This window comes from Inquilinus sp. YAF38, from assembly GCF_052113205.1.
Taxonomy (GTDB): domain Bacteria; phylum Pseudomonadota; class Alphaproteobacteria; order DSM-16000; family Inquilinaceae; genus Inquilinus.
The window spans coordinates 66,683-81,903 of sequence record NZ_JBFRCU010000023.1; the positions used below are offsets into that span (position 1 = coordinate 66,683).

The following is a 15,221-nucleotide window of genomic DNA, read 5'->3' on the forward strand; positions in this document are numbered from 1 at the left end:
TCAGGCCCGCGCGGGCGGCGGATGCATCGCCAGCGCCTGGCCGATCACCGAGACCAGGGCCTCGGACTTGAACGGCTTGGTGACGACGAAGGTCGGCTCCAGCCGCTCGCCGGTCAGGAGGCGCTCGGGGAAGCCGGTGACGAAGACCACCGGCACCGAGATGCCGCGAAGGATGTCCTGCACCGCCTCGATGCCGCTGTCGCCGCCCTTGAGCTGGATGTCGGCAAGCACGATGTGCGGCGACTCGCGCTTCGCCAGGGCGACCGCCGCGGCATGGTCGGCGGCGGTGCCGCAGACGGTGTGGCCCATCTCCTCGACGATGCGGGCGATGTCCATGGCGATCAGCGGCTCGTCCTCGACGATCAGGATCCGGGCCGGGTGCTGGCGTTGCATCTCCTTGCGGGCGGAGTCCAGCAGGTCGCGTACTTCCGCTTCCGGCAGGTGCAGGATGAAGCCGACATCCTCGAAGGAGAAGCCTTCCAGCGACACCAGCAGCAGCACCTGGCGCTGCGTCGGTGTCAGCTGCGACAGCCGGGCCTCGACCGGCACCAGCCCCTCCAGCGGTGCCACGGCGCCCTCGTCGTCGGTGGCGTGCAGCAGGGTGCAGACGTCGTGGAATACAGCGAAGATCTGGACCCGCAGGTTGCCGTCCGCCGGAATCCGCTGCGGCTCGGCCAGGATCGCCTCCAGGAACACCCGCATATATTGGTCACCCCGATCCTGCGACCCGACCAGGGCCCGGGCATAGCGCCGCAGGTAGGGCAGGTGCTTCAGAATCTCCTGCGAAGTGCCGGTCATCGCGTCCACCTTACGAATACGGAAGGGCTTGCCCGTCCAGCGTTATGCTTAACGGCCGTCGCCCCGGATCGCAATCCGTTCCAATGCCGCAGAACCGGTCGGCAGGCAAGGGGTGGCGCAGGAACTTCCATCCTGGTCGAGGATTGGTAGTGTAGGGTACCACCAATGGCCGAAGCAGAGCGGGATCGAGCGTTGATGAATCGACGTCGCGGCGAGAAAACGCGAAGGCGGGAAGCGGGGGCGCGGCCGACCGACCCCAGCCGTCCGGGGCCGGACCGCCTGAAGCGGCCGCCGCAATTCGACAACTGGCTCTCGCAGCAGCTCCGATCGCTGTACGATCCGGTGCTGGAGGAGCCGTTGCCGGACGACCTGATGAAGATGCTCGAGGACGGTGCCAACAGCACCGACAAGCCGAAGGAGGACAAGGATCGCTGACCGAAACAAGCCGGGCGCATGGCGGAAGGGCCGAATTTCTGCCTTATTCGGTGCCGACAGTTCGGACCGCACCACCATCGATCCCGCGTGGCCGGCACAGCCGTCGGCGTCAACAAGGAGGGGAATGTGCCATTCGACTTTCACGCTGAGCTGACCAAGGCGATCCCGCATCTGCGGGCCTTCGCGCGTTCGCTCAGCGGTGATGCGGATCGCGCCGATGATCTGGTCCAGGACGCGATCCTTCGCGCGCTCCGGGCCGAGACTCAGTTCACGCCGGGTACCAACTTCCGGGCCTGGATCTTCACGATTCTGCGCAACCAGTACGTCAACCAGCTGCGACGCCGGAAGTTCGTGGCCGAGCCGAAGGACGGGGTCGATCTCGACCTCCTCTGGGTGCCGCCGTCACAGGATTCGAAGCTGGAGTTCCAGGATTTCCGCCGGGCGCTGATGATGCTGACGCCCGACCAGCGCGAGATCCTGCTGATGGTCGGGGCCTCGGGCTTCAGCTACGAGGAGGCGGCGGAGATCTGCAACTGCGCCGTCGGCACGGTGAAGAGCCGCCTGTCCCGGGCCCGGCGCGAGCTGTCGAGGCTGCTCAGCTCGGGGCGAGGATTGGCGAGACGAGGCGACTTCGCAGGCGAGCGGCGCGGACGCGGAGCCGCCGCGGCGCCGGCGAAAATGACAGCCCCTCGTCTCGCCGTGCAGCCCGCGTCGCGGCGGACGGCGTAGCGGTCGTCGCGAAGTAGCCTTGTTGCGGTAAAGCGGGCGGCCTCCGGGCCGCCCGATCCGTTTCTGGCGTACGAGCCCGTGATTGGCCTCCTTTGCAAGAAAGCTGTCATTGCGAGCGCAGCGAAGCCGACGAAGCAATCCAGGGGCCTGTGCGAGCGGCCCTGGATTGCTTCGCTTCGCTCGCAATGACGGCCCTTTGATGAGCCCTGCCGGTATCAGCCTGCCGTCTTCGACTCGCGCGCGGTCATCTCGCCGACGATCGGGCTGGTTGCCGGGCGGTTGACGAAGGGCTCGCGCGCCTCCGCCGGCAGGGCCTGGCGGCGGGTCATGCGCCAGGCGGTGAAGATTGCGGTGACGGTGGCGATGGCGGCGCCGTGCAGGAACAGCCCCTGCGGCCCCACCCAGCCCATCACGGTCGATGCCACCAGCGGCCCGGCGCAGGCGCCGACCCCCCAGCACAGGAGCAGGCTGCTCGACAGCGCCACTGCCGTGCCGCGCGGCGCCAGGTCGTTGGCATGGGCGACGCAGATGCCGTAGGTCGAGATCGAGGCCGCGCCCCACAGGCCGAACAGCACCGCCAGCAGCCAGTCGGAGTCCGGCCGCGCCAGGGCCAGCGCCAGCGACACCAGGATGGTGACGACGCTGGCGCCCAGCATGACGCTGCGCCGGTCGATCCGGTCGGACAGCCGGCCCAGCGGCCATTGCGCCAGCAGGTTGCCGACCTGCGACATGGCCGGGATGGCGCCGGCCAGGCCGACGCCGAGCCCGACCTGCAGCCCCCAGATCGGTCCGATCGAGGCGACGGCGCTGTTGATCAGCCCGCTGGAGACGCAGCCGATCACCGCGGCCGGGGCGATCCGGTACAGCTGACGCAGCGGCAGGGTGCGGATGGCGGCGATCGACGGGGTCGGCGCCCGGGTCATCGCCACCGGGATCAGCGACATCGAATAGAAGGCCGAGGCGATCATGAACAGCCCCAGCACCACCGGGCCGCCGGTGACCAGCAGCACGAACTGGCCGCCGACCAGCGCCACCTTCTGGACGATGGTGTAGACCGAGAACACCCGGCCGCGATGGGCGTTCGGCGTCATCTCGTTCAGCCAGCTCTCGGCCACGGTGAACAGCCCGGCGGAGCAGAAGCCGGTGACCAGGCGCAGCGCCATCCACCAGGCCGGGTCGGGGGCAAGGGTGAAGCTCAGCGCCGTCACCGAGGTGGCGGCGGCATAGGCGGCGAAGGCGCGGATGTGCCCGACCGCGCCGATGATCCGGGTCGACAGCACGCAGCCCAGCAGGAAGCTCAGCGAATGCGCTGTCGCCACCGCGCTGAAGGCCTGGATCGAATAGCCGGCCTGGGTCAGCGAGATCGGCAGGATGGTGACCAGGATGCCGTTGGCGATCTGCAGGACGGAGATGCCGAGGATGATGGCGGCGACGGGCAGGTAGAGGGCGGTCATGATCCAGGCGTCGTCGGGCGTTTTTTGCAGCCAAGCGCGGCCCGGCGAGACGTGTCAAACGGCGTGATCGAAGGGCAGCCCCGATTTGTCCAGCATGGCCCGATCGGACGGGTTCCGGCCGGCACGCCGTCGGGCTAGGGTGGCCGGGCACAACCCTGGGAGGGGGCATGCGGGGGGTGGCTGCAACCGGATTCGGGCCGTGGAAGCTGCAGGTCGTGGTGGCGGCGGTGTTCGCCGTCATCGTCCTGGCGATCGCCGGCGGCCTGATCTGGTACAACAATGGCGAGGTGAGGCAACTCGTCCGGGCCGATGCCAGCGCCCGCTTCGACCAGGTGGTCGACCGGGTCCGGGATGACTTCAGGGGTGGCCTGAACCTGGCCGAGGTGGTGCTGGACACATCCACGCTGACGGTCGAGACCGACGTACCGGAGGACCATCTGGGCGTGGTGATGGGCGGCACCCTGCGCGACCTGGAGACGGTGCTGCCGGCAGCCACGTCCTTCTTCGTCGCCTGGAACGATGGCCGCTTCGTCCTGGCGCAGTCGCTGGCCACGGCGCGATTGCCGGAGATGAAGGCCGCGGCGCTGCCGGGGGCGACCTATGTGCTGCAATTCGTCGACCGCCACGCGAACGGCGCGACCGCGCGCTGGGTGGTGACCGATGCCACGGGGCATCCGATCGGCGAGCCGCAGACGACGGCGACCGATTTCGATCCCCGCACCCGGCCCTGGTATCAACAGGCCTTCGCCGCGACCGAGGCGATCGTCACCGAGCCCTATCGCTTCGCCAATATGAACCAGGTGGGCCTGACCCTGGCGCGGAGGTCCCGGCTGGCCGGCGACGTCGTGTTCGGGATCGATATCGGCCTGGCGAGCGTCGACCAGACCCTGGCCGATCTGCGCCGGGAGCATGGTCTCGATCTGGTGGTGTTCAGCCGGTCCGGAGAGCTGATCGCCCATCCCGACGGCGTCCGGTTCCGCACCGAATTCCGGGAGGCACGGGCAGAGCATCTGCCGCTGCTGACAGAGCTGGGATCGCCGATTCTGGCCGAGCTCTACCGCAGCTTCCAGTCGGTCGGCACCGGGCGGAACTTCACCGGCCAGCTCGGGGACGAAGCCTATCTGGAACGCTTCGAGCTCATCGCCGCCAACATGCCCGACGTGGTGCTCGGCATTGCCTATCCCTACGATCTGGTGGTCGGACCGGCCGACCGAATCCGGCTCATCTCGCTCCTGATCGGCGTCGGCGCCACCATCCTGGCGCTCGGCATCGTCCTGGCCGCTTCGCGGGCCCTGGCCCGGCCGCTGCGCCGGGTGACCGGGGATCTCGGCCGGATCATGCGCTTCGACTTCCACGGCGGCGGTCAGGCCCAATCGCGGATCGAGGAAATCCGGTCACTGTCCTCGGCCATCGACGTGCTCGGCCTCACCCTGCGCAGCTTCGCCGCCTATGTCCCGGGCCAGATCGTCCGCGGCATCCTCGGCCGGACGCTGGTGCCCGAGCTGGGCGGGCGGCGCCAGCCGGTGACCGTGCTGTTCTCCGACATCTACGGCTTCACCGCCCTGGCCGAGGGGCTGGCGCCGGAGGAGCTGATGGAGCGCACCTCGCGCTATTTCGGCGCGCTGGGGGAGGAGCTGATCGCCGGTGGCGCCACCATCGACAAGTACATCGGCGACAGCGTCATGGCGTTCTGGAACGCGCCGGAGGATCAGCCCGATCATGTCCGGCTGGCCTGCTTCGGTGCCCTCAGGGCCGCGGCGCGGATCGACCGGCTGAACGCCGAGTTCGAGGCCGAGGGCCGCCTGCCGATGCCGACCCGATTCGGGCTGCACACCGGCGAGGCCGTGGTCGGCAATGTCGGCTCGATCGACCGGATGAACTACACGGCGCTCGGCCACACGGTAAATGTGGCGGCGCGGCTCGAGGTGCTGAACAAGATCCACGGCACCAGGATCCTGGTCAGCGAGGCGGTGCGGCAGGAGGCGGGCGAGGGGTTCGAGTTCCGCTTCGTCGGCAACGAGGTGCCGCGCGGCGCCCGCGAGCCGGTGCCGATCTACAGCCTGGTCGGGCTGCGCGAGGAGGCGGACCCTCAGGGTTGAGGGCCGACATAGCGGGCCCGGGGACGGATCAGCCGGGCCGCGGCATACTGCTCCATCACATGCGCCATCCAGCCGACGCTGCGGCCGAGGGCGAAGACCGCCAGTGGCGCCTCCGGCGGCAGGCCGATCAGCCGGGCCGCCAGCACCAGGGCGAAATCCATGGTCGGGCGCTCGCCGGTCAGGTCGAACACGGTCTCGACCAGGGTGCGGGCGACCGCCAGCTCCGGCCCGTCCGGCAGGGTGGCGACGATGCGGTCCAGCAGGTGCTGGCCGCGCGGATCGCCGGCGGGATAAAGGGTATGTCCGAAGCCGGGCAGGTCCTCGCCATGCTGCAGCCGTTCCACCACCAGGCGGCGGGCGTCGGCGGCGCCCAGCACCAACTCCAGGAAGGTGCCGGTGCGGGCACTCAGGCCGCCATGCAGCGGGCCGTTCAGCGCCGCCAGGCCGGCGGCCACTGCGGCGTGCGGCGAGGCGCCGGTCGAAGCGGCGATGCGGGCGGCGAAGGTCGAGGCGGTCAGCTCGTGGTCGGCGCACAGCACCAGAGCCCGGCGCAGCAGGTCGGCGCCGGGCCCTGGTGCCCCCCAGGCCTCGGCCAGATCCTCATGCGCCGGCGCCGCCGAAGCGGGGCGCCGCAGCATCATGGCGGTCAGCCAGCGCAAGAGGCGCACGCCGGTGCGCTGCAGCCCGGCGGCGGAGCGGGCGAGGGCGCGGTCGTCTTCGACCCCCAGCGCCGGTAGCACCGCCATGGCCCGCTCGAGCGGCGGCAGGTTGGCCGCCTCTGCGGCGATGCGTGCGGCGACCGGCGGCAGCGGCGCCACCGGCGCGGCGAAGGGATCGTCGGCGGCGATGGTCCAGAGCAGCCCGGCGACGCTTTCCAGCGTCGCGCTCTCGGCCAGCCGCACCGCGTCGCGGCCGCGGTAATAGAGCCGCCCGCCGGCCACCAGGGTGATCGCCGATTCCAGTACCGGCTGGCCCCAATACAACGGCGGCGGGGCCGTCTCGGGCTCGGATTTGCGGGCCAGGCGGCGGATATCGGCGGCGGCATAGCGGCGCTGGCGGCGGCCGGGCTCGGCGATCGAGCGGACCATGCCGCGGCTGACATAGGCGTACAGCGTCGCCAGGCTGACCCCCAGCTCCGCCGCCGCCTCGCTCGCCGACAGGGTGGGTTCCTGGATCATGGGAGTGCAGGGCGGCCGTCGGTCGTGCGCCGGCCCCGACTCTTGAAGTTGACCTGCCCGTTCATGATCCTCTCACTCCAAAGTCTATATATTGATCGCATCTATCAAGATTGACAACCTATCCTCTCGGCTCGACCTTTTGTGCACCTGCGAAGAAGGAGATCGAGATGACGACAGGACTGGATGGCATCGTCGCCGCCGAGACGGTGATGAGCCTGGTGGACGGGCAGCGCGGCGTGCTGGTGATCCGCGGCCTGCCGATTGAGGAGGCGGCGCGGACGCTCGATTTCGAAGGCGTGCTGGCGCTGCTGTGGGACGGCTTCGCCGATACCGCCGATCTCAAGCCCCGGCTCGGCGCCGCTCGTACCGCCGCCTTCCGCCACGTGTCACGGTTGCTGCCGGGCGCCGCGGGGTTGCCCCCGATCGACGGGCTGCGGGCGATGATCGCCGGCCTGGCCGATGATCAGGATGGCACGCCGCTCGGCCTCGTCGCGGCGATGCCGGTGTTCCTGGCGGCGCTGGTGCGCCAGGCCCAGGGTAAGGCCCCGGTCGCGCCCGACCCGAAGGCCGGCCATGCCGCCGACCTGCTGCGCATGCTGGCGGACAGGCCGGCCGACCCGGCGCTGGCCCGGGCGCTCGACGCCTATCTCGTCACCGTGTCAGACCACGGCCTGAACGCTTCGACCTTCGCCGCCCGGGTGGTGGCCTCGACCCTGGCCGGCACGGTGGCCTCGGTCACCGCCGCGCTCTGCGCCCTCAAGGGCCCGCTGCATGGCGGCGCCCCGGGGCCGGTGCTGGACATGCTCGACGCCATCGGCACCGCCCAGGCCGCGCCCGGCTGGATCGAGGCCGAGCTGGTGGCCGGCCGCCGGCTGATGGGCTTCGGCCACCGCATCTACCGCACCCGCGACCCGCGCGCCGACGTGCTGAAATCGGTGGTCGCGCGCCTGTCCAGCCCGCGCATCGCCTTGGCCGAGGCGGTGGAGAAGGCGGCCCTGGCGGCGCTGCACAAGCACAAGCCGGACCGGCCGCTCGACATCAATGTCGAGTTCTACACCGCCCTGGTGCTCGACGCGGTCGGGCTCGACCGGTCGCTGTTCACCCCGGCCTTCGCCATCGGCCGCGTCGCCGGCTGGACCGCCCATATCCTGGAGCAGGAGCAGACCGGCCGGCTGCTGCGGCCCGACAGCCGCTATGTCGGCCCGGCGCCCAGCCTGGCGGCATAGGGATCCCCGCCGCTCGTACCGGTCGCGGCGCCCGCCGCTGCGACAGGGCGAGCCGGCTCCGGCCGCGCCGGGCGTTGCGGCCAGACCGGCCGGGGCCGGATCGCCCGGACGGTCTCGGGTCCCGGGAAGGGCAGGGGCAGCTGGCGGATTCGGTGCTCCGGTGCCGGCAGGATGCGGCCACGGCTCGGGCACAGCTCCCGCACCGGGCAGCTGCCGCAGCGTGGCCGCCGGTCGGTGCAATGGTCGTGGCCCAGGCGCTTGACCARCCAGTGGTGCCGCTCGATCCGGTCGTTGTCCCAGCCCGGCGGCAGCATTGCCAGCAGCGGCTCATGCGCCGCCTCGGCGCCGGCGCGGCGCGAGATCAGGCCGAGCCGCTTGGCGATGCGGTGATGGCCGGTCGAGACCGGCAAAGCGCGCCGCCGCAGCCGGCTGAACAGCAGCACGCAGGACGCGGTCTTCGGCCCGACGCCCGGCAGAGTCCGCAGCCAGGCGGTGGCCTCGACGACGCCGAGCCCGGCCAGGAAGTCGAGCTCCAGCCGGCCGCGCGCGGTCTGCAGCGCCCGCAGCGCCTCCTGCAGATGGAGCGTCTTCCTGTCCGGCCAGGTGGTGCGCCCGATCAGCCGCTCGACCACCGCCGGATCGGCCTTGAGCAAGTCTTCCCACCGCGGGAAGCGCACCCGCAGCACCCGATGGGCGGCCAGCGCCACCTCGTCCCGGGTGCGCGCGGACAGCAGCGCCAGCACCAGCACCTCGACCGGGTCCGGATACAGCCACCGCGGCGGCGGCCCGAAGGCGTCAGCCAAGGCGGCATCGATCCGGATCAGGCGGGCGGGCATGGCATCGACCATGCCTGGAGGCTAGAACAAATTGGGAACGAGAGCGAGTCGATTCCCTTGCCGTCATTGCGAGCGCAGCGAAGCAATCCAGGGCTGCTTGGCGTGGCCCCTGGATTGCTTCGTCGGCTTCGCCTCCTCGCAATGACGGTGAGAGGTTCCGCCAGTCCCTCGTCAGACCGTCCTCACCAGGCCGTGTACCCGCCATCCGGCCCCAGGATCGCGCCGGTGAAGAAGCCGGAGGCGTCGGCCGCCAGGAACAGGGCGGTGGCGGCGATCTCCCAGGGCTCGCCGCAGCGGCCCATCGGGGTCATCTCGATCCACTGGTCGTACCATTCCTTCTTGGTGCGGCCGGCCAGGGTCATGTCGGTGGCGATGTAGCCGGGGGCGATGGCGTTGACCCGCACCCCGTGCGGCGCCCATTCGCAGGCCAGCGACTTGGTCAGCAGGTGCACCGCGGCCTTGCTGGCGTTGTAATGCGCCTGGCCCTGCGGCTTGTTGACGATGATGCCGGACATCGACCCGATATTGACCACGCTGCCGCTCTTGGCCGCCACCATGTGCTTGCCGAAGGCGCGGGCGCACCAGAAGACGGCGTTGACGTTCAGGTCCATGACCTTGCGCCATTCCTCGTCGCTGGTCTCCAGCGCATCGCTGTTGCGGGCCATGCCGGCGTTGTTGACCAGCACGTCGACCCGGCCGAGCCGGGCCCGGACGTCGTCGGCCGCCTTGGTCACGGCGTCGGGGTCGGTGACGTCCAGCTTGATGAACTCGCCGCCCACGGCCTTGGCGGTGTCGGCGCCGATATCCGCCAGGATCTCGGCCACCACCACCTTGGCGCCGGCCTCGGCCAGCGCCTCGCAGGTGGCCCGGCCGATGCCGCGGCCGCCGCCGGTCACCACCGCCACGCGGCCGGAAAGGTCGAATTTCTCGCGGTACATGGTCCTCTCCATCGGAACTAGTTCGGAATCAGATCGACCGCCCGGTCGGCCACCGCCAGCACCGGGGCGTTGGTGTTGCCGCTGGTCACCCGCGGCAGGATCGAGGCGTCGATGACGCGCAGCCGCTCCACCCCGCGGACATTGAGCGCACGGTCGACCACCGCCATCGGGTCGCCCTCCGGCCCCATGCGGCAGGTGCCGACCGGGTGGTAGTTGGTCTTGACCGTGCGCCGGCAATGCGCCGCCAGCTCGTCGTCGCTGGTGGCGGCGTCGCCGGGGAAGATCTCGCCGGTCACCATCCGCCGCACCGGGTCGGCGGCCAGCACCCGGCGGGCGTAGCGCAGGCCGGCCACCGACAGGCGCAGATCCTCCGGGTCGCCGAAGAAGGCGCAGTCGATCAGCGGCGGGTCGGCCGGGTCGGCCGAGCGCAGCGCCACCGACCCGCGCGCCCGCGGCCGCATCAGGCAGGCGTTCAGCGTCACCCCGTCGGTCGGCGCCACGCCGGTGACGTCGCGGTCGAGATAGACGGTGGGCACGCAGTACAGCTGCAGCTTCGGGTCGCTCTGGTCGTCGCCATCCGGGTCGATGAAGGCGCAGGCCTCGACCCCGGTCGTGGTCACCGGCCCGGTCTTGAACATCAGGTATTGCAGCCCGGCCTTGACCATCGGCAGGCCGCGGTCCTGGCCGAAATAGCCATAGGCGCCGTTGGTGGCGGCCACCACCGGCACCTCGTGATGGTCCTGCAGGTTGGCGCCGACGCCGGCCAGGTCGGACTTGACCTTGATGCCGTGCCGGCCCAGGGCCGCGGCCGGGCCGATGCCGCTGAGCATCAGCAGCTTGGGCGAGGCATAGGCGCCGGCGGCCAGGATCACCTCGGCCCCGCCGGCGCGGCGGCTCTGCCCGTCCTTGATGTAGTCGACGCCGGTGGCGCGGCCGCGCTCGACCAGGATGCGGGTGACGACGGCGCCGGTCTCGACCGTCAGCTTCGGGTCGCGCAGCACCGGGCCGAGGAAGGCGGCGACGGCGCTGCAGCGGGTGCGTGTCACGGCGTCGATGGTGTGCTGCATGAAGCCGACGCCGGCCTGCTCGCCGCCGTTGAAATCCGGCCGGTACGGCACGCCCATGCCCTGCAGCGCCTGGACGAAGGCGCGGCTCATGGCGCAGTGCTGGCCGAGATGCGAGACCTTCAGCGGCCCGTCGGTGCCGTGGAACGGGGCGCCGAGATGGTCGTTGCCCTCCTGCTTGACGAAATAGGGCAGGAGGTCGGCCCAGCCCCAGCCGGAATTGCCGCCGAGCTCGGCATCCCAGCTGTCGTAGTCCTGCGGCCGGCCGCGCATATAGACCATGGCGTTGACCGCGCTGCCGCCGCCCAGCAGCTTGCCGGTCGGGATGATCGGCGCGCGGCCGCCCAGCTGTTCCTGCGGCACGGTCTGGTTCAGGGTCAGATAGGTGTCCTGGTTCAGGAACTTCATGTAGCCGGCCGGCATGTCCAGCAGGCGGCTGCCGCGCCGCCCCCCGGCCTCCAGCAGCAGCACCCGGGCCCGCCGCTCGGTCACCAGCCGGCTGGCGACGACGCACCCGGCGCTGCCGCCGCCGACGATGATGAAGTCGTAGCTATCGGCCACGGCTACTTCACAGCGCCGAAGGTCAGGCCGCGCACCAGCTGGCGCTGCGACAGCCAGCCCAGCACCAGGATCGGCGCGATCGCCAGCGTCGAGGCGGCGGAGAGCTTGGCCCAGAACAGCCCCTCCGGGCTGGAGAAGGAGGCGATGAAGGCGGTCAGCGGCCCGGAATCCGGCCCGGTCAGGTTGATGCTCCAGAACGCCTCGTTCCAGCTCAGGATGATGGTCAGCAGCGAGGTCGAGACGATGCCGGGCAGGGTGGTGGGCAGCAGGATGTACAGCATCTCCTGCCACGACCCGGCGCCGTCCACCCGCGCCGCCTCCAGGATCTCCTTCGGATAGTCGCGGAAGTAGGTGTACAGCATCCACACCACGATCGGCAGGTTGACCAGGGTCATCAGCAGCACCATGCCGGTGACCGTGTTCAGCAGGCCGACATCGCGGAAGCCCATATACATCGGCACCAGCACGCCGACCGCGGGCATCATCTTGGTCGACAGCATCCACAGCAGCGTGCCTTCGGTCCGCTTGGTCGGGAAGAAGGCCATCGAATAGGCCGCCATGCCGCCGATGATCAGGCACAGCAGGGTCGACCCGAAGGCGATGTAGACCGAGTTCAGGGCGTAGTGGACATAGTCGATGCGCGAATTGACCGCGACGTAGTTCTCCAGCGTCGGGGTGAAGAAGATCGACGGCGGGGTGGCGAAGGCCTCGATCTCGGTCTTGAAGCTGGTCAGGACCATCCAGCCGATCGGGAAGAACAGGACCAGCCCGACCGCCCAGCCCAGGATGGTGACGCCGACGGTCTGCCGCATGCTGCGTTGCGCCATGACTCAAGCCCCCTTGCGCAGGGTGCGGGCCAGGGCGCGCACCAGGAAGAAGGCGACGATGTTGGCCAGGATCACGGCGACCACGCCGCCGGCCGAGGCGCTGCCGACATTGAACTGCTGCAGGCCGTTCCGGTAGACGAGGTAGGTCAGGTTGGTGCTGGCCGTGCCCGGCCCGCCATTGGTGGTGACCAGGATCTCGGCGAAGATCGCCAGCAGGAAGATGGTCTGCACCATGATGACCACTCCGATGGCGTGCATCAGATGCGGCAGCACGATGTAGAAGAACATCGCGATCGGCCCGGCGCCGTCGATCCGCGCCGCCTCGCGCTGCTCATGGTCCAGCGACTGCAGCGCGGTCAGCAGGATCAGCACGGCGAAGGGCAGCCACTGCCAGGCGACGATGATGATGATCGCGGCCAGCGGCGCCTGGCTCAGCCAGTCGATCGGCTCCAGCCCGACCGAGCGCGCCACCCAGGTCAGCACGCCGGAGACCGGGTGCAGCATCATGTTCTTCCACACCAGGGCGCTGACCGTCGGCATGACGAAGAACGGCGCGATCACCAGCACGCGGACGATGCCGCGGCCGGCGAAGGGCTGGTCCAGCAGCAGCGCGATCAGGGTGCCCAGCACCACGGTGATCGCCAGCACGGCGCCGACCAGGATCAGCGTGTTCTGGATCGCGTCCCAGAACGCCGGGTCGCTCAGCAGGTAGGTGTAGTTGCCCAGGCCGACGAAGCCGCGCCGCGCCGGATTCATCAGGTTCCAGCGCAGGGTCGAGAAATAGATCGTCGCCGCCAGCGGCACGAAGGCCCAGAGGGCCAGGACCGTGACCGAGGGGGCGAGCAGCAGCGTCGCCTTGCGCCGGGTCGAGGCGATGGCGGCCATGGCATGCATCCTTTCCTTGCGCGGAAGCGCGACGGGCGCGGGGGGCGGGAAGTCTCAGCCCGATCCTCCCCGCCGCCCAATCCTTCCCCGTCATCCCCGCGAAAGCGGGGATCTCGTGACGGAAGAACCGGCGGGAGATTCCCGCTTTCGCGGGAATGACGGCGGGGGAAGGGAGGCCCCGGAGACCCGAGGTCTCCGGGTGGAGGACAGGTCAGCCCTACTTGTACCCGCCCTGGGTCACCGCCCGATCCGCCGCGTCCTGCGCGGATTTCAGCGCCGCGTCGACAGTGACCGAGCCGGCGAGGGCGGCGGCGATCTGCTGGCCGACCTCGGTGCCGATGGCCTGGAACTCCGGGATGCCGACGAACTGCACCCCGGTATAGGGCACCTTCTCGACCGTGGCGTCGTTCGGGTCCGCGGTCTCGATCGCCTTCAGCACGAAGGACGCGAAGGGCGCGGCCTTCTGGTATTCGGGGTTGGCGTAGGTCGAGCTGCGGGTGCCGGGCGGGACCACGGTCCAGCCGTCGCTCTTCGCCACCGCCTCGATATAGGGCTTGGACGTGGCCCAGGCGATGAACTTCTTGGCGGCGTCCGGCGCCTTGGTCGACTTCGGCACGGCCAGGGCCCAGGACCACAGCCAGTGGTTGCCCTTCGGCGACTTGGCGATCGGCGCCTGGGCGAAGGCGACCTTGTCGGCCACCGTCGAGTCCTTCGGGTTGTACAGGTAGCCGGCGGCCGAGGTGGCGTCGATCCACATCGCGCATTTGCCGCTGGCGAACAGCGCCCGGTTCTCGTTGTGGCCGTTCGACGGCGCGCCCGGGGGGCCGTAGTTCTTCAGCAGGTCGACATAATAGGTGATGGCCTCGTGCCAGGCCGGCGTGTCGATCGTCGGGTTCCACTTCTCGTCGAACCAGCGGCCGCCATAGGTGTTCACCAGCGGGCCGACGAAGGCCATGTTCTCGCCCCAGCCCGGCTTGCCGCGCAGGCACATGCCGTAGATCTCGTGCGACGGGTCGTGCAGCTTGGCCGCGAATTCCTTGATCTGGTCGTAGGTCGGCTGGTCGGGCATCTTCAGCCCGGCCTTCTCGAACAGGTCCTTGCGGTAGAAGGTCATCGAGCTTTCGGCATAGAACGGTAGGGCATACAGCTTGCCGTCATGCGAAAGCCCGTCGCGCACCGGCTTCAGCACGTCGTCCAGCGCATAGTCGGCCGGCAGGTTGTCCATCGGCAGCAGCCAATCCTGGCCGGCCCAGATCGGCACCTCATAGGTGCCGATGGTCAGCACGTCGAACTGGCCGCCATTGGTGGCGATGTCGGTGGTGACGCGCTGGCGCAGCACGTTCTCCTCCAGCACCACCCAGTTCAGGGCGATGCCGCTCTCCTTCTCGAAGTCCTTCGACAGGCGCTGCATGATGATCATGTCGGCGTTGTTGACCGTGGCGATGGTCAGCTTCTGCTGCGCCATCGCCGAAGCGGACGACAGCAGCAGCGCCAGCGCGCCGGCGCCGGCCAGGGCCTTGCACATCTTCCAGGGCATGGTGGGCCTCCTCGGGTTGTTCCTCCAAAGCCGCGTCTGTCCGCGGTCTCGCTCTCTTCCGGCCGGAAGCCTACGCCGTTTCGGGCGGCGGCGCCTGACGGTCGATCGGACAGGGTGTGATTCTGCTCGACCAATGAACAGATGTTCATGCCGCAGCCAGCCGAAGTCAAGCGCGGAGGTGCGGGCGCGGCGGCTGCGGCGGCGAACAGCGGCGAGCCGTCGCGCGCCCCTGTCACGGCCCGCGCTTTGCGCTACTCTCGAGTCAAGAGAGACCGAGGGGAGACACCGAGCCGTGACGACCGACCAATCCGTGCTGAACCGGATCGAGAAGCTGGTGGCGGAGGAGGAGCGGCTGTGGGCCGGCGGCCAGCCGAGCGATCCCGAGCTGAAGCGGCTGAAGGAGATCGAGATCGAGCTCGACCGCGCCTGGGACCTGCTGCGCCAGCGCCGCGCCCGCCGCGAATTCGGCCAGGACCCCGACGATGCCCATCTCCGCCCCGCCGGCATCGTCCGCACCTATCGCGACGAGTAGGGGCCGCGACGAACAGGGGGCGCGACGAAGGCTGAAGGAGAACCCGATGCGGCGATGGATCCTGGCCGCCTGGCTGCTGCTGGGCGCGCTGCCGGCGGTCGCGCCCCGGACGGTCGCCGCAG

Annotated in this window: 14 protein-coding genes; 5 read left to right on the forward strand and 9 right to left on the reverse strand. The window is 69.9% G+C overall.

Annotation, left to right across the window (positions count from 1 at the left end):
- Positions 1–798: a response regulator gene (locus AB4Z01_RS13065; RefSeq protein WP_441694234.1), complete on the reverse strand. Its 798-nt coding sequence runs from the start codon at positions 796–798 to the stop codon at positions 1–3.
- 195 nt (positions 799–993) lie between these two features.
- Between AB4Z01_RS13065 and AB4Z01_RS13070 the strand changes: the two genes are divergently transcribed.
- Both AB4Z01_RS13070 and AB4Z01_RS13075 read left to right on the forward strand, forming a co-directional pair.
- Positions 994–1,233 carry a NepR family anti-sigma factor gene (locus tag AB4Z01_RS13070; RefSeq protein ID WP_441694236.1) on the forward strand — a complete coding sequence of 80 codons (240 nt, stop codon included), beginning with the start codon at positions 994–996 and terminating at the stop codon, positions 1,231–1,233.
- A gap of 18 nt (positions 1,234–1,251) precedes the next feature.
- Entirely contained in the window at positions 1,252–1,962 is a 711-nt protein-coding gene (locus AB4Z01_RS13075; protein WP_441694238.1) for a sigma-70 family RNA polymerase sigma factor, read from the forward strand.
- 215 nt (positions 1,963–2,177) lie between these two features.
- On the opposite strand, the gene AB4Z01_RS13080 is transcribed toward AB4Z01_RS13075, so the two are convergent.
- Entirely contained in the window at positions 2,178–3,416 is a 1,239-nt protein-coding gene (locus AB4Z01_RS13080) for an MFS transporter (RefSeq protein WP_441694240.1), read from the reverse strand.
- 176 nt (positions 3,417–3,592) lie between these two features.
- Here AB4Z01_RS13080 and AB4Z01_RS13085 point away from each other — a divergent pair, with 176 nt between their 5' ends.
- Complete coding sequence (locus AB4Z01_RS13085) at positions 3,593–5,515, forward strand: adenylate/guanylate cyclase domain-containing protein (RefSeq protein ID WP_441694241.1); 1,923 nt, start codon at positions 3,593–3,595, stop codon at positions 5,513–5,515.
- On the opposite strand, the gene AB4Z01_RS13090 is transcribed toward AB4Z01_RS13085, so the two are convergent.
- Complete coding sequence (locus tag AB4Z01_RS13090) at positions 5,506–6,693, reverse strand: citrate/2-methylcitrate synthase (RefSeq protein ID WP_441694242.1); 1,188 nt, start codon at positions 6,691–6,693, stop codon at positions 5,506–5,508. The genes AB4Z01_RS13085 and AB4Z01_RS13090 overlap by 10 nt on opposite strands.
- A gap of 167 nt (positions 6,694–6,860) precedes the next feature.
- On the opposite strand from AB4Z01_RS13090, the gene AB4Z01_RS13095 reads away from it, so the two are divergent.
- Entirely contained in the window at positions 6,861–7,919 is a 1,059-nt protein-coding gene (locus AB4Z01_RS13095; protein ID WP_441694244.1) for a citrate synthase/methylcitrate synthase, read from the forward strand.
- On the opposite strand, the gene AB4Z01_RS13100 is transcribed toward AB4Z01_RS13095, so the two are convergent.
- The 6 genes from AB4Z01_RS13100 to AB4Z01_RS13125 form a co-directional block, all read right to left on the reverse strand.
- Complete coding sequence (locus AB4Z01_RS13100; protein WP_441694246.1) at positions 7,886–8,755, reverse strand: endonuclease III domain-containing protein; 870 nt, start codon at positions 8,753–8,755, stop codon at positions 7,886–7,888. The two genes, AB4Z01_RS13095 and AB4Z01_RS13100, sit on opposite strands and share 34 nt — an antisense overlap.
- 182 nt (positions 8,756–8,937) lie before the next feature.
- Positions 8,938–9,693 carry an SDR family NAD(P)-dependent oxidoreductase gene (locus tag AB4Z01_RS13105; RefSeq protein ID WP_441694247.1) on the reverse strand — a complete coding sequence of 252 codons (756 nt, stop codon included), beginning with the start codon at positions 9,691–9,693 and terminating at the stop codon, positions 8,938–8,940.
- A 17-nt stretch (positions 9,694–9,710) separates the two neighbouring features.
- Positions 9,711–11,318, reverse strand: a complete 1,608-nt coding sequence (locus AB4Z01_RS13110; protein ID WP_441694248.1) for a GMC family oxidoreductase — start codon at positions 11,316–11,318, stop codon at positions 9,711–9,713.
- Positions 11,319–11,320: 2 nt separating this feature from the next.
- Positions 11,321–12,145 (reverse strand): carbohydrate ABC transporter permease, encoded by an 825-nt coding sequence (locus AB4Z01_RS13115; RefSeq protein ID WP_441694250.1) that lies wholly within the window; start codon positions 12,143–12,145, stop codon positions 11,321–11,323.
- Positions 12,146–12,148: 3 nt separating this feature from the next.
- The gene (locus AB4Z01_RS13120) at positions 12,149–13,030 is read right to left on the reverse strand and encodes a carbohydrate ABC transporter permease (protein WP_441694252.1); all 882 of its coding nucleotides are present in this window, start codon (positions 13,028–13,030) and stop codon (positions 12,149–12,151) included.
- Positions 13,031–13,247: 217 nt separating this feature from the next.
- Complete coding sequence (locus AB4Z01_RS13125; protein WP_441694254.1) at positions 13,248–14,567, reverse strand: ABC transporter substrate-binding protein; 1,320 nt, start codon at positions 14,565–14,567, stop codon at positions 13,248–13,250.
- A 292-nt stretch (positions 14,568–14,859) separates the two neighbouring features.
- Between AB4Z01_RS13125 and AB4Z01_RS13130 the strand changes: the two genes are divergently transcribed.
- Positions 14,860–15,099 carry a DUF2630 family protein gene (locus tag AB4Z01_RS13130; protein ID WP_441694256.1) on the forward strand — a complete coding sequence of 80 codons (240 nt, stop codon included), beginning with the start codon at positions 14,860–14,862 and terminating at the stop codon, positions 15,097–15,099.
- Positions 15,100–15,221 lie beyond the last annotated feature (122 nt).

Bases quoted from the DNA above. Each gene is read 5' to 3' on its own strand.
- AB4Z01_RS13065 (WP_441694234.1), bottom strand. From the start codon at position 798: ATGACCGGCACTTCGCAGGAGATTCTGAAGCACCTGCCCTACCTGCGG.
- AB4Z01_RS13070 (WP_441694236.1), top strand. From the start codon at position 994: ATGAATCGACGTCGCGGCGAGAAAACGCGAAGGCGGGAAGCGGGGGCG.
- AB4Z01_RS13075 (WP_441694238.1), top strand. From the start codon at position 1,252: ATGGCGGAAGGGCCGAATTTCTGCCTTATTCGGTGCCGACAGTTCGGA.
- AB4Z01_RS13080 (WP_441694240.1), bottom strand. From the start codon at position 3,416: ATGACCGCCCTCTACCTGCCCGTCGCCGCCATCATCCTCGGCATCTCC.
- AB4Z01_RS13090 (WP_441694242.1), bottom strand. From the start codon at position 6,693: ATGATCCAGGAACCCACCCTGTCGGCGAGCGAGGCGGCGGCGGAGCTG.
- AB4Z01_RS13095 (WP_441694244.1), top strand. From the start codon at position 6,861: ATGACGACAGGACTGGATGGCATCGTCGCCGCCGAGACGGTGATGAGC.
- AB4Z01_RS13105 (WP_441694247.1), bottom strand. From the start codon at position 9,693: ATGTACCGCGAGAAATTCGACCTTTCCGGCCGCGTGGCGGTGGTGACC.
- AB4Z01_RS13115 (WP_441694250.1), bottom strand. From the start codon at position 12,145: ATGGCGCAACGCAGCATGCGGCAGACCGTCGGCGTCACCATCCTGGGC.
- AB4Z01_RS13120 (WP_441694252.1), bottom strand. From the start codon at position 13,030: ATGGCCGCCATCGCCTCGACCCGGCGCAAGGCGACGCTGCTGCTCGCC.
- AB4Z01_RS13125 (WP_441694254.1), bottom strand. From the start codon at position 14,567: ATGCCCTGGAAGATGTGCAAGGCCCTGGCCGGCGCCGGCGCGCTGGCG.